Annotated in this window: 17 protein-coding genes; 8 read left to right on the top strand and 9 right to left on the bottom strand. The window is 70.3% G+C overall.

Annotated elements, in window-relative coordinates; translation table 11 throughout:
• Positions 1-141: 141 nt before the first annotated feature.
• From ABZX37_RS04195 to ABZX37_RS04205, 3 genes are read left to right on the top strand one after another with little or no spacing between them, the layout of a single operon-like run.
• Positions 142-1,377, top strand: coding sequence for an AI-2E family transporter (locus ABZX37_RS04195; protein ID WP_354735818.1), 1,236 nt, complete (start codon positions 142-144; stop codon positions 1,375-1,377).
• Positions 1,374-2,510, top strand: a complete 1,137-nt coding sequence (locus ABZX37_RS04200) for a DUF5931 domain-containing protein (protein WP_354735820.1) — start codon at positions 1,374-1,376, stop codon at positions 2,508-2,510. Before ABZX37_RS04195 ends, ABZX37_RS04200 begins: the two co-directional genes overlap by 4 nt.
• Positions 2,507-3,163 (top strand): response regulator transcription factor, encoded by a 657-nt coding sequence (locus ABZX37_RS04205; RefSeq protein ID WP_354735822.1) that lies wholly within the window; start codon positions 2,507-2,509, stop codon positions 3,161-3,163. The genes ABZX37_RS04200 and ABZX37_RS04205 overlap by 4 nt, the downstream gene beginning before the upstream one ends.
• 1 nt (position 3,164) lies before the next feature.
• Here the strand turns inward: ABZX37_RS04205 and ABZX37_RS04210 are convergent, their stop codons facing one another.
• Complete coding sequence (locus tag ABZX37_RS04210) at positions 3,165-4,067, bottom strand: hypothetical protein (protein WP_354735824.1); 903 nt, start codon at positions 4,065-4,067, stop codon at positions 3,165-3,167.
• Between the two features lie 222 nt (positions 4,068-4,289).
• On the opposite strand from ABZX37_RS04210, the gene ABZX37_RS04215 reads away from it, so the two are divergent.
• Positions 4,290-4,952 carry a DUF1707 domain-containing protein gene (locus ABZX37_RS04215; protein WP_354735825.1) on the top strand — a complete coding sequence of 221 codons (663 nt, stop codon included), beginning with the start codon at positions 4,290-4,292 and terminating at the stop codon, positions 4,950-4,952.
• A gap of 58 nt (positions 4,953-5,010) precedes the next feature.
• On the opposite strand, the gene ptsP is transcribed toward ABZX37_RS04215, so the two are convergent.
• From ptsP to ABZX37_RS04230, 3 genes are read right to left on the bottom strand one after another with little or no spacing between them, the layout of a single operon-like run.
• On the bottom strand, positions 5,011-6,684 hold the full coding sequence (gene ptsP / locus ABZX37_RS04220) for a phosphoenolpyruvate--protein phosphotransferase (RefSeq protein WP_354735826.1): 1,674 nt from the start codon (positions 6,682-6,684) through the stop codon (positions 5,011-5,013).
• On the bottom strand, positions 6,677-7,408 hold the full coding sequence (locus ABZX37_RS04225; protein ID WP_354735828.1) for a hypothetical protein: 732 nt from the start codon (positions 7,406-7,408) through the stop codon (positions 6,677-6,679). The genes ptsP and ABZX37_RS04225 overlap by 8 nt, the downstream gene beginning before the upstream one ends.
• Before the next feature lie 28 nt (positions 7,409-7,436).
• On the bottom strand, positions 7,437-8,309 hold the full coding sequence (locus ABZX37_RS04230; protein WP_354735830.1) for a ribokinase: 873 nt from the start codon (positions 8,307-8,309) through the stop codon (positions 7,437-7,439).
• Between the two features lie 341 nt (positions 8,310-8,650).
• Between ABZX37_RS04230 and ABZX37_RS04235 the strand changes: the two genes are divergently transcribed.
• Entirely contained in the window at positions 8,651-9,388 is a 738-nt protein-coding gene (locus ABZX37_RS04235; RefSeq protein WP_354735832.1) for a TetR/AcrR family transcriptional regulator, read from the top strand.
• Here ABZX37_RS04235 and ABZX37_RS04240 read toward each other — a convergent pair.
• Positions 9,385-10,122, bottom strand: coding sequence for a 3-oxoacyl-ACP reductase family protein (locus ABZX37_RS04240; RefSeq protein WP_354735834.1), 738 nt, complete (start codon positions 10,120-10,122; stop codon positions 9,385-9,387). The genes ABZX37_RS04235 and ABZX37_RS04240 overlap by 4 nt on opposite strands.
• A 153-nt stretch (positions 10,123-10,275) precedes the next feature.
• Here ABZX37_RS04240 and ABZX37_RS04245 point away from each other — a divergent pair, with 153 nt between their 5' ends.
• A complete protein-coding gene (locus ABZX37_RS04245; protein ID WP_354735836.1) occupies positions 10,276-11,151 on the top strand; it encodes an ABC transporter ATP-binding protein in 876 nt (291 codons plus the stop codon).
• Positions 11,148-11,915 (top strand): hypothetical protein, encoded by a 768-nt coding sequence (locus tag ABZX37_RS04250; RefSeq protein ID WP_354735838.1) that lies wholly within the window; start codon positions 11,148-11,150, stop codon positions 11,913-11,915. The genes ABZX37_RS04245 and ABZX37_RS04250 overlap by 4 nt, the downstream gene beginning before the upstream one ends.
• A gap of 7 nt (positions 11,916-11,922) precedes the next feature.
• Here the strand turns inward: ABZX37_RS04250 and ABZX37_RS04255 are convergent, their stop codons facing one another.
• The 3 genes from ABZX37_RS04255 to ABZX37_RS04265 all read right to left on the bottom strand — a co-directional run bounded on the left by ABZX37_RS04255 (position 11,923) and on the right by ABZX37_RS04265 (position 16,821).
• Positions 11,923-12,552 carry a hypothetical protein gene (locus ABZX37_RS04255; protein ID WP_354735840.1) on the bottom strand — a complete coding sequence of 210 codons (630 nt, stop codon included), beginning with the start codon at positions 12,550-12,552 and terminating at the stop codon, positions 11,923-11,925.
• Between the two features lie 51 nt (positions 12,553-12,603).
• Positions 12,604-15,492, bottom strand: coding sequence for a leucine--tRNA ligase (gene leuS / locus ABZX37_RS04260; protein ID WP_354735842.1), 2,889 nt, complete (start codon positions 15,490-15,492; stop codon positions 12,604-12,606).
• A gap of 159 nt (positions 15,493-15,651) precedes the next feature.
• Positions 15,652-16,821 carry an esterase-like activity of phytase family protein gene (locus ABZX37_RS04265; protein ID WP_354735844.1) on the bottom strand — a complete coding sequence of 390 codons (1,170 nt, stop codon included), beginning with the start codon at positions 16,819-16,821 and terminating at the stop codon, positions 15,652-15,654.
• A gap of 65 nt (positions 16,822-16,886) precedes the next feature.
• Between ABZX37_RS04265 and ABZX37_RS04270 the strand changes: the two genes are divergently transcribed.
• Complete coding sequence (locus ABZX37_RS04270; RefSeq protein WP_354735846.1) at positions 16,887-17,306, top strand: SdpI family protein; 420 nt, start codon at positions 16,887-16,889, stop codon at positions 17,304-17,306.
• On the opposite strand, the gene ABZX37_RS04275 is transcribed toward ABZX37_RS04270, so the two are convergent.
• On the bottom strand, positions 17,303-17,884 hold the full coding sequence (locus ABZX37_RS04275) for a YqgE/AlgH family protein (RefSeq protein WP_354735848.1): 582 nt from the start codon (positions 17,882-17,884) through the stop codon (positions 17,303-17,305). The two genes, ABZX37_RS04270 and ABZX37_RS04275, sit on opposite strands and share 4 nt — an antisense overlap.
• Between the last annotated feature and the right edge of the window lie 562 nt (positions 17,885-18,446).

Below are 18,446 nucleotides of genomic sequence, written 5' to 3' on the forward strand. Positions count from 1 at the left end.
GGGTCTCACGATGGGTCATCCCCGGAGAAGACGGCGGGTTACTCCCGAGTCGGTTCGCGCGGCACCGGCGAAGCGGTGATTCGCGCCGCCGGCTGGGCGATCCGCCCGGTTTTCGTCGACAGGGCCGATACGGTTGACCCCGTGAGCCAGCCAGGGCGCGGACAACGCGAACAACCGTCCCTTTCCGAACCAGTCACCGACGTCACCGGTTTCATCCCGCGCGGCCTGCGCGTGTCCGCCGCGCTGTCGTGGCGGTTCATCGTGGTGATCGCCGCGCTGTACGCGGTGGTGTGGCTGCTGGGCTATCTCGCGTCGGTCGTGGTGCCGGTGTCGATCGCGCTGCTGCTTTCGGCGCTGCTGGCCCCCGCGGTGTCGCGGCTCGTGCGGATCCGCTTCCCGCGCGGCCTCGCCACGGCGATCGTGCTCGTGGCCGGGCTCGCGGTGCTCGGCGGGCTGCTGACGTTCGTGATCACCCAGTTCTCCAGCGGCCTCCCCGAACTGCAGCAGCAGCTGACCACGAGCCTCAACCAGATCAAGGACTGGCTCATCAACGGTCCGCTGCACTTGCGCCAGGAGCAGATCCAGGACTTCATCAACCAGGCGATCGGCTTCCTGCAGAACAACCAGGCGTCGATCACCACCACCGCGCTGACCACCGCGGGCACCGTCGGCGAGATCCTCACCGGCTTCGTGCTGACGCTCTTCGTCACGATCTTCTTCCTCGCCGGCGGCGACGGCATCTGGTCGTTCCTGGTGCGCGGCGTGCCGACGCGGGTGCGCTCGCGGGTGGACGTGGCGGGACGGCGCGGGTTCGCGTCGCTGGTCAGCTACATCCGCGCGACGGCCGCGGTGGCCGTGGTCGACGCGGTCGGCATCGGCATCGGGCTGTGGATCGTCGGCGTGCCGCTGGTGATCCCGCTGGCGACGCTGGTGTTCCTCGGCGCGTTCATCCCGATCATCGGCGCGCTGATCACCGGCGGCGTCGCGGTGCTGATCGCGCTCGTGTCGAAGGGCGTCATCGGCGCGGTGGTCGTGCTGGCCATCGTGATCGGCGTGATGCAGCTGGAAAGCCATGTGCTGCAGCCGCTGCTGCTCGGCCGCGCGGTGCGGCTGCACCCGCTCGCGGTGGTGCTCGCGATCGCCACCGGCCTGGTCGCCGCGGGCATCGCGGGCGCGCTGCTCGCGGTGCCGCTGCTGGCCGTGCTCAACGCCGGGGTCCGGTCGCTGCTGCACGAACACGATCCCGATCCGGCGACGGTCGACGCGCTGCACAGCAAGGCCGCGTACCCGAACGACGCGCCGGACAAGGCCGAAGGCAAAAAGTCCAGCAAGGACAAGAAAGACGAGGACGCCGGCTCCGGCGAAGACGAGAAGTGACCGTTCGTTCCATCCGGGATCCGGCGGCACCGCTGTGGCGCGGTGTCGTGGTGCTGCGCGTCGTGACGTGGTTGTTCGCGCTGGCAGTGGCGATCGCACACCACCCGGGCTTCCAGCGGGCGTGGCTGGCGTGGCTCGTCATCGGAGTGATGGCCGTGTGGTCTGTCGTGTCGAGTCTGGCGTACATGCGCGAGAACGGGCGGCACCGCTGGCTGGTGATCTTCGACCTCGTACTCACCACAGCGCTCCTGCTCACGTCGCCGTGGATCCTGTCGGACGCGCAGTTCGCCAACGCGACTACGCCGTTGATCACCACGGTCTGGGCAGCGGTAGCGCCGATCGCGGTGGCAACGCGCTTCGGCGCGCGCTGCGGCGTATCGGCGGGCCTCGTCGTGGCGGTAAGTACTGGTGTCGCACGCTGGCACGTCGACATCGACGTCATCCGTGACGGTGTGCTGTTGTGCGCGAGCGGTCTCCTTGTCGGTATGGCGGCGACGCTCGCGCGTAGCTCCGCCGAGACACTCGCGCGTGCCCTTCGCACCGAAGCAGCGACGGCCGAGCGCGAACGGCTTGCGCGCTCGATTCACGACGGTGTGCTTCAGGTTCTCGCGCGCGTACGGCGTCGCGGTCTCGAAGTAGGCGGCGAAGCAGCGGAGCTGGCGCGGCTCGCGGGGGAGCAGGAGATCGCGTTGCGTGCGTTGGTGACCAGCGAACCGACGCGGTCCGGCGACACCGCGGACCTCCGTTCGGCGTTGCAGCTGCTGGCGACCACATCGGTGCAGGTCTCGACGCCGGCCGGAACGGTGGACCTGCCCGCGCACGTCACCGAGGAACTCGTCGCCATCACCCGGGAAGCGCTGGCCAACGTGGAGAAACACGCTGGTCCGGACGCACACGCCTGGGTACTGCTGGAAGACCTCGGCGGCGAGGTCGTGGTGAGCGTCCGCGACGACGGACCGGGCATCGAGGGCGGCAGGCTGGAACGAGCGGCGGCCGAGGGCCGGCTCGGGGTAGTGAAGTCGATTCGCGGCCGGGTGGCCGACCTCGGCGGGACCGCGGAGCTGGACAGCGCTCCCGGCCGGGGCACGGAATGGGAAGTGCGGGTGCCAGCCACGATGAGGGACGGGCGATGACGGAACGGACGATCTCGGTGATGGTGGTCGACGACCACCCGATGTGGCGCGACGGCGTGGCCCGCGACCTCAGCGAGAACGGGTTCGAGGTGGCCGCGACCGCCCCGGACGCCCCGGCGGCGATCCGGATCGCACGCGCGGTACGTCCTGACGTCGTGCTGATGGACCTGAACCTCGGCGGCACGTCCGGCGTCGAGGCGACCCGCGAGATCACCGCGGCGGCGCCGGACACGCGCGTACTGGTGCTCTCGGCCAGCGGCGAGCACAGCGACGTGCTGGAAGCGGTGAAGGCGGGCGCGTCGGGCTACCTGGTGAAATCTGCGTCCGCGACGGAGCTGGTGGACGCGGTGCGCCGCACGGCCGACGGCGATCCGGTGTTCACCGCCGGGCTGGCGGGCCTGGTACTCGGCGAGTACCGGCGGATGGCCGACGTTCCGGACGGCGCGCCGGAACCGCCGCGGCTCACCGATCGGGAGACCGACGTGCTCCGACTGGTCGCGAAGGGGCTGACCGCGCGGCAGATCGCGGAACGGCTGGTCCTGTCACACCGGACGGTGGAGAACCACGTGCAGTCGACGTTGCGGAAGCTCCAGCTGCACAACCGGGTTGAGCTGGCCCGATACGCGATCGAACACGGGCTGGACGAGGACTGAGTCAAGAGGTCGCGACCCCGGCTTCCTGCTGCGCCGCAGCGAGTTTCGCCTTCCCCAGCCGCCAGGCCGGTTCGCCGGGATGCCACGCCGCGATCACCCCGTCGTCGAGGACCAGGTCGCCCGCCTCCGTCCATTCCAGGCCGGAATGCTTCAGGTTTTCCGTCGTGTACGGCATCGACGGAGCCTGCTGCCAGGTGCCGTCGGTCAGGTTCAACAGCCACAGATCGCGGGTCTGCGTGCCGGTTCCGGCGAACGACGGGGTGCCGAAATCCACCGCGGCGACGGTGCCGTCCCGGCTGGGCAGCACGTACGGATTGGCCTGCGGCACCGGCAGGGTCACCGGTTTCCGCGCTCCGCCGCGCAGGTCGAGCACGGTCAGATCGGTGAGGCCGCCCAGGACGAGCCGGTCGCCTGCCGCGGCGAGGATGCGCGGCGACTGCTGCACGGTGCGCCCGGTGGCCGGGTCGATCAGGACGTCGACGGTCTCCGCGGTGCCGCCGCCGACGGTGATCAGCAACCCGTGCGGCGTCTCCACCCGGACGAGCGTGTGGCACGACGCCACGGACCCCCTTCCGAACGAGGTACCGGTGAGCGCGACGTGTTCCAACCGGCAGAGGTCCGGGCCGTCCTGGCGGATCAGCCACACGCTGGCACCGTCCGCGCCCGGGGCCGCGCTCACCGCTTTACCGAGGGACCGCGGGGTCGAAAGTCCCAGGTAGACGTACACCTCGGCCGGGTCGCAGGCACCCTGCGCGCAGATCGGCCCGGTCAGCACGACGGGGGTGTGGCCGACGCGCAGCACCGACACCACCCGCTGCCCGCCGGGAACGCCGGGCAGCGTGCCGCGCAGGCCCGAATCGGCGTCGAACACCGTCGGCGGCGACGTGGCCAGCACCAACTCCACGCCGATGCCGCCGGTGGCGACGCCGCCGTCGAGGCCGGTCGGCGGGGGTGTGGTCGGGGTCGGACGCGCCGACGAGGTGACCGGAGCCGGTACCGGGGCGCCGCTCGTGCAGGCGGTCAGCAGGCAGCAGGCCGCGGCCAGGGCGACCGTCGCGCGGAGTACGGGTCCGTTCAGGGTTTTTCCCCGATCTGCCAGCGGAAATCGAGTTCTACCATCGAAGCCATGGCCGAGGAAGAGACGATCGCCGCGCAGCCCGCGACCGAGACCAAGCCGTTGACCGAGCGCGACATCCGGGTGTCCGACGACGAGCGCGAACACGTGGTCGGAGTGCTGCAGAAGGCGATCGGGCAGGGGATGCTCACCCTCGACGAGTTCACCGAACGCACCGACCAGGCGCTCGCGGCCCGCACCAGGGGCGACCTCAACGCCGTTCTCGCCGACCTGCCCGGGCTGGTCCACCCCGGCGCGGCGCCGCAGTACGCGCCGCTGCCCGAACCGCCCGGCTACGGCCCGAACTACGGGCTCGGCAGGCGGCTCGAGCTCAACGCCAAGTACTCGTCACTGCAGCGCAGCGGCCCGTGGCAGGTCCCGGCCGCGATGGTGGTGCGCAACAAGTACGGCAGCACCAAACTCGATTTCACCGAGGCCCGCGTCGCCACCCCGGTGGTACAGATCGAACTCGACTCGAAGTGGGGTTCGGTCGAGCTGATCATCCCGCAGCACGCGGCGGTGGACTACAACTCGATCACCGAGATCAAGTTCGGTTCGCTCGACGACAAGACCGGCAGCAACGGCCGCGCGGGCACCCCGCGCTACGTGCTGACCGGCCGCATCCACGGAGGCTCGCTGGTCATCCGCCACCCTCGGCGGGGCATCTTCGGCTGACCAGCGTCCGGCGCCGGATCCGGTACCCCATCTCTCTCCCGGGTCCGGCGTCCCCCTGCTAGGAAACGGCGTCCGCGACCGCCTTGCGCGCGGAGGCCGGATCGGCGGTCGCGAGCGCCGCCGCCGCGATCTCGCGGGCCTTCTCGCGAGACACCGTCGCCAGGCTCGCGCCGACCGCGCGGACCGCCGGGGCGTTCATCGACAGACTGGTCAGGCCGAGCCCGGCCAGCACCAGCGCGAGCCGCGGGTCGGCCGCCGCCTCGCCGCACACGCCCGCCGGTTTGCCGGTCGCTTCCGCCGCGTCGCCGATCAGCTTCAGCAGGCGCAGCAACCCGGGCTGCCATGGGTCGTTCAGCTTCGCCACCGCGCCGAGCTGACGGTCCGCGGCGAAGGTGTACTGGGCCAGGTCGTTGGTGCCGACGGACACGAAATCGACCACGCCGAGAATCTCCTGCGCCAACACCGCGGCGGCGGGAATCTCGATCATCACGCCCGCCCGCGCGATCCCGGCGGCGCGCACGCGCTCGGCGAACCACGCGGCTTCCTCGACGGTGCCGACCATCGGGGCCATCACCGAAACCTCCGCGCCGGAATCCTCCGCCGCGCCCGCGATGGCTTCCAGCTGCCGGTCGAGCACCTCAGGCCGGTCGAACGCGATCCGCAGGCCGCGTACGCCGAGCGCCGGGTTCGGCTCGTCGTCCGGCGACAGGAACGCGAGCGGCTTGTCCGCGCCCGCGTCCAGCGTGCGCACGATGACCGGCTTGCCGCGGAACGGCGAAAGCACTGCGGCATAAGCTTTTCGCTGCTCTTCGACGGACGGCTCGGCCGGCGCGTCGAGGTAGCAGAACTCGGTGCGGAACAGCCCGACGCCCTCGGCGCCCGCGTCCGCGGCGGCCTGCGCGTCGGCTGGGGAGCCGACGTTGCCGTACACCTTCACCCGGTGCCCGTCGGACAGCTCGCCGACGCCGTTCCACTCAGCCGGGCCCGAAGCGGCGGCCGTGACGATCGGCGCGGACGGGTCGACTGCCTCGAGCACGCCGGTGTCGCCGTCGACCGACAGCGCCTTCGCGTCGGAGGCCAGCAGGCCGCGCACCGCGACGACCGCCGGAATTCCCAGCGCCCGCGCGAGAATCGCGGTGTGGCTTGTCGGGCCGCCCTCCTCGGTGACCAGCGCGAGCACCTTCGCCGGGTCGAGCCCCGCGGTGTCGGCGGGCGCGAGGTCGCGGGCGACGAGCACGCTCGGCGACGACAGCTCGGGCACCCCGGGCGGGGCGACGCCGAGCAGTTCGGCGACGAGCCGGTCGCGCACGTCGCGGACGTCGCGGACCCGCTCGGCCATGTACCCGCCGGCGGCCGCCAGTGCGTCGGCGAACCCTTCGGCGGCCTGGTAGACGGCGCGGGCCGCGGGTAGGTTCCGCGCCGTCACCAGCTGTTGAGCCTGAGCGGCGAGCGCCGGGTCGGCGGCCATCGCGGCGGTGGTGATGAGGATCGTCGCGGCCTCGCCGGTCGCGGCCTCGGCCTGCGCTTCCAGCCGCGCGGCGACCGCCTGCGCGGCGGGTTCGATCCGGGCCGCCTCCGCCGCCGGGTCGTCCGGCGCGGGCGTGCTGGCGGGTTCCCCGAGCGGCTCGGCGACCCGCACGACGGGTCCGCTCGCGCGTCCGGGGCTCACCGCGACCCCGGTCAGCGAGGAAGCGACAGCGGACTCGGCCGGAGCGGCGGCACTCTCAGACATGGTCTAGACCATAGCTCACGTAGACGGCGATCTCCCGGGGCGCCGCACCCGTTTCCCGATTTCGCACCCGTTCGACCACCGGACGCACCTCCTCGTGCCACCAGGCGCCTGCCAGTTCCGCGCGGTCGCGGAGCACCCGGCCCCGCAAAGTCTGCCGGAAACCCCACGCCTCCGCCGAGTCCGCGAGCCGGAACCAGTCAGCCGGGTCGTCGAGCCACAGGTCGGTCCGGTCGGCGTCGGCGAGCGGGACCCGTTCCAGGAACATCCGTTCGGCCCGCTTCGACGGCAGATCCGCCAGCGTCAGGCAGCGCATCGCGAACGCGACCGTGCAGACCGACCGCACCTCGGCGAGGACAGTCTCCGCGCCGCGCACCCTGGCCAGCGCGATCCGGTGGTGCCCGTCCTCCACGAAGTACATGTCGCCCAGCCGCACGAGCCGCACCGGCGGAAGCTCCCCGACGGCGTCGGCGATCGCCCGCCAGCGCTCCCGCAGTGCGCGGTTGCGGGGCCGGAACAACCGGTCGAAATCCTCGGCACGCGCGAGAGACCCCACTACGCCGTCAACCGGGACCTTGCGGAGCCCCTCATAGGTTTCCGCCGTCCGCCCCAGCGCGGCGAGCGTCTCGTCGAGCGGCATCAACGCGAGCGGATCACGCGCTGCCGCAATCCTCCGCAACCGGGTCGCGTACCCCTGCCACCACGCCGAACCGAACGAATCGCCCACGTGAGCCACAACACGGCCCGGGCGCGGCTCATTCCAGCTCGGCGGCCGTCGGATACGACGGCTGAGCACCATGCCTCGTCACGGTCACCGCGGCGACTTTCACCGCTCGCTCGGCGGCTTCGACCAGGTCAGCGCCGTCGGCGAGGGCCGAGGCCAGCGCACCGGCGAACGCGTCGCCCGCGCCCGTCGTGTCGACCGCTGCCACCTTGGGCGACTCGACCGTTGTCGACTTGTCGCCCTCGATCACCGCCGCGCCTTTGGCCCCGAGCGTGACCACGGCTGCCCGCGGGCCGAGTTCGAGCAATTTGCGCGGGTCAACGTCCGCCGAGCCGAGCAGGTAGGCCGCCTCGTGCTCGTTGACCAGCAAAACGTCCAGCGCGGCCAGCGTTTCCGGCGAAACCTCGGCCGCCGGGGAGAGGTTCAGCAGCACCCGCACGCCCTTTTCGCGTGCCCGCACCACCGCGCGTTCGATCGTCGGCAGCGGCACTTCCAGCGAGGCGACGAGCACACCGGCACCCTCCAGCGCCTCGTCGGCGATGTCCCCGGGTTCCAGCGCGGAGTTCGCGCCAGGGGAGACGAGGATTGAGTTTTCCCCGTCCGGAGTCACGGTGATGTAGGCGATTCCGGTGGGCCGATCAACAGTCCGAACGAATTGCGTATCGACACCTGCATTCGACAACGAATCCCGCAGCATTCGACCGTACGGATCGTCGCCGACCGCGCCGAGCAACGCGACGTCCGCGCCGAGTTTTCCCGCCGCGACCGCGGTATTCGCGCCCTTGCCGCCCGGCGACAACGCGGTGTCGCCGCCCAGCACCGTCTCGCCGCCGCCGGGGCGACGGTCGACCGGCACCACCAAATCGGCATTCGCGGACCCGACTACCAGTACCGCAGCACTCATACCGCTACTCTGCCACGACCCGTCCTTTCCGCCATCCGTGCCCGAAAGTGAAAGCGTTTGTAACTTTCTTGGCGCTCAGTGCGACAATCAGGCGGAACAGCGTCCGGCCGTCACTCGATCGGGGGATCCGTATCCCCCAGGCGTCACTTCTGCGGCGGCCTTCGCTCTTCTTCGAGCGTCACTGGCCTTGAGCCGATGACGTTGCCCCGACCGGAAGCGCACCGGAGAGGGCATCGGGTCGCCGGCGCCGATCACGTAGCCCCCCGAGTGATCGGCGTCGGCACCGACCCGATTCGCGCGCCAGCGCCTAAATCGGTGTCCAGACCACCTAGACTGCCCAAATGAGCAGCCCCACACGCAGGGGTCGCGCGCGAGCGGCTACCGAATCGGACATCCGCCGGACCGCGCGGAAACTGCTGGTAGGCCAGGGCCCGGAAGCCGTGACGCTGCGGGCCATCGCCCGGGAGCTGGGGATCACCGCACCGGCCCTGTACCGCTACTACGAATCCCGCGACGACCTGCTGGAGAACCTCCGCCTCGACGTCTGCACCGACCTCGCCGCCGAAATCGCCGAGGACATCGCGGAGCTGAAGGACGAGGGCCTGCTGCAGCTGTTCCAGATCTGCAAAGGATTCCGCCGCTGGGCGCTGACCCACACCAAGGAATTCACGCTGGTGTTCGCGTCGCCGACCGGGGCCACCGGCACCGCGACCGGCAGCGCGCTGCGCAGGCTGGACGAGCCGTTCGGCAAGATCTTCCTCGCCGCGGCGGGCCACGTGCTCGCCCAGCACGACCTGGTCATGCCGCCGAACGACGTGGTCCCGCCCGAACTCCGCGACGACCTCACCGCGTTCCAGCAGGACCTGCTGACGGTGCTCAAGGAGTCCGGGCGGGAGATCCCGCCGGAGAAGCTGGACCTCGGGCTCACCTACCTGATGATCACCTTCTGGGCGCGGCTCTACGGCCACGTGACCCTCGAGGTGTTCGGCAACTACCCGATCCCGGTGTCCAAGCCGGACGTGCTGTTCGAGGCCATGCTCACCGACCTCGCCCGCGACGTCGGCCTCTACAGCGGTTAGGCCGCGTGGCCGCCGTCGACCGAGATGGTCGAGCCGGTCACGTACGCGCTGGCCGGCGAGGCGAGGAACGCCACCGTGTCGGCCACTTCCGCGGGCTTGCCGTACCGGCCGGCCGCGGTCATCGACGCCTGGTCCGCGGCGTACGGGCCGTCGGCCGGGTTCATTTCGGTGTCGGTGGGTCCCGGGTGCACCAGGTTCACCGTCACGCCGTTCGCGGCCAGTTCGCGGGCCAGCGCCTTGGTCAGCCCGACCATCGCGGACTTGCTGACCGCGTACAGCACCATTCCCGGCCCCGGCACGCGATCGGTCACGCAGCTGCCGATCGTGATCACCCGGCCGCCCTCGCCGAGGTGCTTGGCCGCCGCCTTCGTCGCGGCCAGAACCCCGCGCACGTTCACCGCGAGCACGCGGTCGACGTCGTCCATCCCGGTCTGCTCGAGGGGCCCGACGAAACCGACGCCCGCGTTGTTGACCAGCACGTCCAATCGCCCGAACTCGGCGACCGCCGCTTCCACCGCTGCTTCGACCGCCGCTGAATCCGCGTTGTCCGCGCCGACCGCGAGCGCACGCCGGCCGAGTGCCTTGATCCGGTCGACCACTTCCGCCGCCTGCTCGGCATTCACCGCGTAGGTGAGCACCACATCCGCCCCAGCCTCGGCGAGCCGCAGTGCCGTCGCCGCACCGATTCCGCGGCTCCCACCAGTCACCAGCGCCACTTTGCCGTCGAGGTTCATGTCCGTCCTTTCCGTTTGTTTCGCTTTCAACCATCGAAGCGCCGGACGACGGGCGAAGCTGGCGTCTTTCGGCCGTGGCGGTTCGATTCCGCACCCGGGCGGCCACAGCGTGTGACAAACTCCTGCCAGCGGGAGAACGGGGAGGGGGACGGGTTGCTGCACGTCCAAGAGCTGGTGAAGGTCTACAGCCAACGCCGCGTGGTCGACACCGTGTCGTTCAGCCTGCGGCCGGGCACGGTGACCGCGTTCCTCGGACCGAACGGCGCCGGGAAATCGACCACGCTGCGGATGATCTGCGGCCTGACCACGCCGACGTCCGGCACCGCGACCATCGCCGGCCGCCGCTTCGGCGAGTGGCCCAACCCGGCGCACGTCGCGGGCGTGCTGCTCGACGCGTCCGCCGTGCACCCCGGCCGCACCGGCAGGCATCACCTGCGCAACGCCGCGAAACTGATGCGGCTGCCCGCCGCCCGGGTGGACCAGGTGCTCGGGCAGGTCGGCCTCTCCGACGCGGCGAACCGGCGGATCGGCAAGTACAGCCTCGGCATGCGGCAGCGGCTCGGCATCGCGCAGGCGCTGTTGTGCGATCCGCCGGTGCTGATCCTCGACGAACCGATCAACGGCCTCGACCCGGACGGCATCCGCTCCACCAGGCAGTTGCTGCGCGGGTACGCCCAGCGCGGCGGCACCGTGCTGCTGTCCAGCCACGTGCTGTCCGAAGTGGACCAGACCGCGGACCGCGTGGTGATGATCGGCCAGGGCCGCGTCGTCGCCGACGGTCCGCTGGAGAGCTTCGCCGGACCGGCCCGCACGCTCATCCGCACCGCCGATCTGCCCCGGCTGACCTCCGCGCTGAGCCAGGCCAGGCTCGAACTGCGCCAGACCAGCGTGGACGGGGTGTCCGTCGCCGCCCCGATGAAACAGGTGTCCGACCTCGCGTTCGGCGCCCGCGTGCAGGTGCTGGAGCTGCGCGAGGAACAGCAGAACCTGGAAGAGCTTTTCTTCCGGCTCACCGGAGGAGCCCGATGATCCCGGCGCAGGCGCCCGCGTGGCAGGCCCCGGCTCAGCGGCGCGCGTCGTTCGGCACCGTGGTGGGCGTCGAACTGCGGAAGATGACCGCGACGGTGGCGGACAAGATCCTGGTGATCGCCGCGCCGATCCTGCTGGTGGCGCTGTCGCTGCTGTTCTTGCAGGGCGGACTGCGCGACTACACGCTCGACAAGCAGCTGCTGCCGGTGTTCCTCACGATCCGGCTCGGCGCGGTGCTGATGAACGTCGTGCTCGTGAAACTGATCGCCGCGGAATGGCATTACCGCAGCGCGCAGCCGACTCTGCTCGCCCAACCGTCGCGGCTGCGCTACGTGCTCGCGCAGGCCACCATCGCGATCGGGGTCTGGCTGGTCACCTCCGGGCTGAACCTGCTGATGACCTTCACCTACTACCGCAGCCAGCTCGACGGATACGACACGCAGTTCCTGCTCGACGCCCGGCCGGGCGCGATGGTCGCGACGATTCTGCTCGGCGGGTTCTGCATGACCCTGCTCGCGGTGGCCATCGGCTGGCTGATCCCCAACACCGCCGGATCGATCACCGCTTACGTCCTGCTGTCGCTGCTGTTCGTGTTCCTGCAGAGCGGCATCGACTACGCGGGATGGGTCGATCCGGCCGAACCCGCGCGGCAGCTCGCGGGGATCGCCAAGCACGGACCGGTCGCGCTGGCGACGTCGCTGGTGGTCTGGATCGGCCTGGCCGGGGTCGCGATCTGGCGGGCGGGCACGCGAGAAGCGGCGTGACCGCGGGTCAGCCGGCCAGCGAGCCGCCGCCGGGGTCGACCGTGTTCAGGTAGTCCTCGGCGGCCTTCTGCGCGTCCGGGCAGAACTGCTGAGCAGTCTGGCGGTCGACGTCGAGATTGTCGCCGGGGACCGGTCCGCGGCCCGCTTCGGTGCCGACCCGGACCGTGACGACCTGCAGCGAGCCGGTGTTCACCGCGACCACGCAGCCGTATCCCTGGAGCTGGGAAACCGCGTAGTAGCGGTCCAGCACCAGCATCCGGCGGAAGTGGTGGACGCTGTAGTCGTAGACCTTCCACCAGCCGGGCCACGGCTCCGGGATGCGCTGGTCCGGGTCCATCGAGCCGATCTCGACCTGCGTGCCCGCCGACCGCTTCAGGACGCAGGCCTTGGCATACGGGTTGTACATCGGCGAACTGCCGCCGAGGGAGGCCAGCAACTGCGGGTTCTTTTCGAGCTGTGAACAGTCGCCAGGGAACAGCTTCGGCCTGCTCGTGATGACCGGCAGCGTGTCGTAAGCGATCGAATCCGCCGGCAGGCTCGGCGCGGGTTTCCCCGGTGGCTGAGCAGGCGCGACGGCGCACCCGGAAAGCACTGCCGCCACTGCGACAGTTACCGCGGTGATCGCTCGGTTACGCACGGAAAGCACAGTACCGGCCCGGGATCGGCTCCCGGGCCGGAACGAGCTTTTTCAGAGCACGATGTTGACCAGCCGGCCCGGCACCACGATCACCTTGCGCGGCGTCTTGTCGCCGACCAGCGCGGCGATCTTCTCGTCCGCCAGCGCGGTCGCCTGCACCGCGTCGTTCTTCGCGGCCGCGGGCACGGTGATCCGCGAACGGACCTTGCCGTTGACCTGGATCGGGTACTCGACCGAGTCCTCGACCAGGTACTTCTCGTCCACGACCGGGAACGGCCCGTGCACCAGCGAGTCCGCGTGGCCCATCCGGTGCCACAGTTCCTCGGCCACGTGCGGGGCCAGCGGAGCCAGCAGCAGCACCAGCGGTTCGGCCACCTCGCGCGGGGTTCCCGCGGCCGAGCCGTACGCCTTGGTCAGGTGGTTGTTCAGCTCGATCAGCTTCGCGCCGGCGGTGTTGAACCGCATCTCCGCGTAGTCCTCGCGAACCCCGGCGATGGTGCGGTGCACCAGTTTCCGGTCCGCCTCGGTCGCCTCGTCCGCCGAGACCCGCAGCTCGCCGGTCTGCTCGTCGACCAGCAGCCGCCACAGCCGCTGCAGGAACCGGTGCGCGCCGACGACGTCCTTGGTCGCCCACGGCCGCGACATGTCCAGCGGGCCCATCGACATCTCGTACAGGCGGAAGGTGTCCGCGCCGTAGGTGTCCGACATTTCGTCCGGCGTCACGGCGTTCTTCAGGCTCTTGCCCATCTTGCCGTATTCCTGCTTGACCTCTTCGTCGCCGAAGAAGAATTTGCCGTCGCGCTCGACGACGTCCTCAGCAGGCACGTACACACCGCGCTTGTCGGTGTAGGCGAACGCCTCGATGTAGCCCTGGTTGAACAGGCGGCGGTACGGCTCCTTCGACGAGACGTGGCCCAAGTCGTACAGCACCTTGTGCCAGAACCGCGAGTACAGCAGGTGCAGCACCGCGTGCTCGACGCCGCCGACGTACAGGTCGACGCCGCCCGGGTCGTCCCCGCCGTGCTCGGCCGGACGCGGGCCCAGCCAGTACGCCTCGTTCTCCGGCGCGCAGAACACGTCCTGGCTCGTCGGGTCGACGTAGCGCAGCTGGTACCAGCAGGAACCGGCCCACTGCGGCATGACGTTGGTGTCGCGGCGGTACTTCTTCGGCCCGTCGCCCAGGTCCAGGGTGACCTCGACCCAGTCGGTCGCGCGCGACAGCGGCGGCGACGGCTCGGAGTCGGCGTCGTCCGGGTCGAAGGTCCTCGGCTTGTAGTCGTCGATGTCCGGCAGGACGACCGGCAGCTGGTCCTCGGGCAGGGCGATCGGCAGGTTGTTCTCGTCGTAGACGATCGGGAACGGCTCGCCCCAGTAACGCTGGCGGGCGAACAGCCAGTCGCGCAGCTTGTACTGCACGGTGCCCTCGCCCGCGCCGCGGTCCTCCAGCCAGGCGATGATCGTCTTCTTGGCGTCGGCGACGCCCATGCCGTTCAGGTCGACGGTGTCGTTGGCGGAGTTGATCGCCGGGCCGTCGCCGGTGAAGGCCTCGCCCTCGAAGCCCTCGCCGGGGTCGACCGTGCGGACGATCTCCAGCTCGAACTTCTTGGCGAAGTCGTAGTCGCGCTGGTCCTGTGCGGGCACCGCCATGATCGCGCCGGTGCCGTAGCCCATCAGCACGTAATCGCCGACGAAGACCGGGATTTCCTTGCCGTTGACCGGGTTCACCGCGTAGGTGCCGGTGAAGACGCCGGTCTTCTCCTTGTTCTCCTGCCGGTCCAGATCGGACTTGCGGGAGGCGGCGGCCCGGTAGGCGGCGATGGCCTCGGCCGGCGTCTTCGCGCCGCCGGTCCAGCTCTCCGGGTGCTCGCCCGGCCACTGCGCCGCGGTCAGCTTCCCGACCAGCGGGTGTTCCGGCGCGATCACCATGTAGGTGGCGCCGAACAGGGTGTCCGGACGGGTTGTGAAGACCTCGATCTTCTCGTCGCCCGCGGCGAAGGAGACCCGCGCGCCCTGCGAGCGGCCGACCCAGTTGCGCTGCATGGACTTGACCTTGTCCGGCCAGTCCAGCAGGTCCAGGTCGTCGACCAGGCGGTCGGCGTACGCGGTGATCCGCATCATCCACTGGCGCAGGCTCTTGCGGAACACCGGGAAGTTGCCGCGGTCGCTGCGGCCGTCCGCGGTCACCTCCTCGTTCGCGACGACGGTGCCCAGGCCCGGGGCCCAGTTCACCGGGGCCTCGGAGATGTAGACCAGCCGGTGGTCGTCGATGATCTTGCGCTGCTCGACGCTGCTCAGCTCGACCCACGGACGGCCGTCCGGCGTCGCGCGCTCACCCGCGGCGTACGCCTTCTCCAGCTCCTCGATCGGCCGCGCCTTGCGGGCGTCCTCGTCGTAGTAGGAGTTGAAGATCTGCAGGAAGATCCACTGGGTCCACTTGTAGTAGTCCGGGTCGATCGTCTCGATCGACCGGCGCTCGTCGTGGCCCAGGCCCAGCCGCTTCAGCTGGCGGCGCATCGTGGCGATGTTCTGCTCGGTCGTGGTGCGCGGGTGCGTGCCGGTCTGCACCGCGTACTGCTCGGCGGGCAGGCCGAACGCGTCGTAACCCAGCGTGTGCAGCACGTTCCGGCCGATCATCCGGTGGTAGCGCGCGTAGACGTCGGTGCCGATGTAGCCCAGCGGGTGCCCGACGTGCAGGCCGGAGCCGGACGGGTACGGGAACATGTCCTGCACGAACAGCTTGTCCGAGGGCACCGGCTCGCCCGCCTCGGCGAGCGGGCCGACCGGGTTCGGCGCGTGGTAGGTGCCGTGGTCGGACCAGTGGTCCTGCCAGCGCTGCTCGATCTGCCCGGCCAGCTCCGCGGTGTAGCGGAACGGCGGGGCGTGCTCAGCGTCCGCGGCACTCTTCGCCGCGGCCCCGGTGGCCTCGTCAGACCCTGTCATCGCCGTCTTCCTCCGTGTCGAGCCACTCCCAGAAACAACTCGACCCCCCAAGCCAGAAGGCATGAGGGGTCGCCGCGCCGAGCCGGTCATCGGACCAGGTCAGCGCGGCAGGCCAAGGAGCAGCCGAGCCGTGTTCATGCACTCATCGTAACGCGCTGGTCAAAGCCGTTCCGACGGGACCGCCAAAGCGACGACCTGGGTCACCTGGGACGCGGAGAAGTTGTTGTCGCTCACGAGCAGGAGACTGCGCTCCCCGGACGGCAGCGCCGGACCCCAGGTCATCCCCTCGATGTTGTCCACAGTGGACAGCGGGAGATCGGAAAGGTCGGCGAGCAGCCGCTTCTTCACCGGCTTCACGTGCTTCGCCGCCGTCAGCGACGGGGTGTTCAGGACGTTCGTCGCGCCGGTGGTGTCGATCTCGAAAATGCGCACCTTGTTGCCGACGCCGGTGACGAAGGACCGCTCCATCATCAGGAATTTCGTCGGATCGGCCTGGTTCACCGCGAGCATCGAGGACACCCCGGTGTCGGCGAACCCGGTCGCGGGCTTCGGCTCGGCGAAGAGCTTCTCCTGCGGGTACGCGTACTGCGCCAGCACGTGCCCGAACCGGCTCTGCAGGGTGATCCGCGACAACGCGCCCGACGTCGGCGTGGGCGGCGGGCCGTCCTGCAGCAGCGGGGCCTCGACCTCGCTGGCCAGCAGGGTGCCGAACCCGGTGTAGGCGAGGCCTTCGAGAACGTAGTTCCGGCGCGGACCGGCGTCCGGCGTCATCCGCTCGTTGGCGGGCAGCGGCAGGTCACGGACGTAATGCCCGTCGCGGGCGGCCTCGCGGATCGACGGCTGGATCAGGTGCTGATCAGCGAGCCGGTCGCCTTCCTGCGACCAGGTGTAATGCCCGGTCCACGGGTCGACGCGCAACTCCTCGGGGTCGATCGTCTGCTCGTTCTGCGGAGCGGCCGGATCGTTCTTCGCGAGCGGCGGGTACGGCGTGTCGTCGGGGCGCAGCAGCGGATGGGTGCCGGTGAAGGTGACCGGCCCCACGCCCTTCGCGCTGACGTCGAACTTCGCGGTGTAGAAGCGGGCCGGATTGATCGCGGACCGGTCGTCGCTGATGAAGACGTAACCGCCGGTGCGCGGATCGAAGTCGATCGACGACAATCCGCCGACCGTGGTGCCCTGGAACTGCAGGTTATGCGGCACCCGCTGCTCGGCGAGCAGCCGGACCGGCCGCGGCGCGGCGGCAGCGGCGTCGCTGGTTCCTGGAATGAGCAAGGACAGCGTGACGATCCCGGCGGCGGCGAGCAGCCGGTGTCGCGTGGACGAAGACATGGCCCGTAGCACAGCCGACGAGGGTATCCGGGACATGGCCGCGAGGTCACGCTTATCCTCAAGAGGTGTTCGCTATCGCGCTCGTCCCGATCGTCCTTGGTGTCGTCGTCGGCTGGGGTGGTTTCCTCGGCGTGCGCGGACGGCTGACCCGAGCAGGCGGTGCCGGAGTCCGGACCGAAGCCTCGATGCGCAGCGAAGAGGCCTTCAAGCTCGCCAACCGGGTCGCCGGAATCCCGACCCTGGCCGGCGGCGCGGCCGGGGTCGTCTGCGGACTCGCCGGCCTCGCCATCCCCACCACGGCCGGCCTGGTGGCCGCCGCGACCGTCGGACTGCTTGGTTTGCTGGTCATGGTGGTCGCCGGAGCCCGCATGGGCGCCCGAGCCGCCCTGACCGTGCCCGCCCCGTCGCCGGTTCCCGCTGGCTGCAGCGGCTGCGCGTGCGGCGCGGGCGGCTGCGGAGTCCTGCAGAAGTCCAGCGAGGCCTAATTCCGCTGCAAATCGCCGGGGTGGGTGGCCAGCAACGCGAGCGGCACCCCCTGGCGGCGCAGCACCTGCCCCCACAGATCACGGCTGGGCGGCGCGAGAATGTCGCTGGGCAAGGCGGGAACGATCACCCAGTCCTCGCGCTCGATCTCGCCCGCGAGCTGCCCTGAATCCCACCCGGCGTAGCCCGCGAACACCCGCACACCGCGAACCTTGGGCACCAGGACTTCGGGATCGCTGTCCAGATCGACGAGCGCGACCGGCCCTCGCACCGCGACCACGCCCGGAACGCTGGAAGCGGACTCCCCAGTCCGCAACGCGGCGAGACAAAGCGCGGTCTTCTTGTCGACCGGCCCGCCGACGAAGACAGACTGCGGTTCGGCGACGTGCGCGCCCCACCCCGGCAGGACGTCATTCACCGGAACATCGGACGGCCGGTTCAAGACCACCCCGAGCGTGCCCTCCGCCCGATGATCGATCACGAACACCACGGTCCGCTTGAAGTTCGGGTCGAACATCGTGGGTGCGGCGACCAGGAGCGTTCCCGGTTCAACCTCGGCGTCCGCTGGCACGCCACCCATGATCCCATCACCCGCCACGGGAAATCCTCCCGGCACGGGAACACCAGCACCACGCGCCCCGTTGAGAACAATGAGCCGGCGCACTCGTGTCCCCCGGGCTCACTGAAGAACCGCCTTTGTGGAATACCGGTCCGGCCGGAGCCACACTGCGCCAAGCCGCCGAGAGGCGAAACGAGTGCGCCGGTGTTCTCTCCTCCTGTTCGGTGCTTCGCACCTTCCCTCCGCCACCGGCGCCGAGTACCCGGGGGGCCGAGCCCCCCGGACCCCCGCGGTGCCTTCGGTGCGGTTTTCGGGGTGGTCGGGGCGGGGCCCCCTTTGGCTTCCGGGGTGGCTGGGTTTCGGTGAGGGGTGCGGTTGGGGTTTTGGCCGGTTTGTTGGCGGTGGGGTGGATCGCTGAAGGTTTGTCGGCTTTTGTGCTGTTTTCTGTTGGGAGTGCTGGAGCGTTTGGTGCTCGCAGGGCTCGGTTCGTTCGGTGGCCGCAGAGCTCGGTCCGGACGGCGTTTCTCATCGGGCTGTCGCGTCGGTCTGCTCGGTCTCCGCGTGTTGCTCGGCCGTTTCTCTT

The sequence above is a fragment of the Amycolatopsis sp. NPDC004079 genome (genome assembly GCF_040610415.1).
In the GTDB taxonomy this organism is placed as follows: domain Bacteria; phylum Actinomycetota; class Actinomycetes; order Mycobacteriales; family Pseudonocardiaceae; genus Amycolatopsis; species Amycolatopsis halotolerans.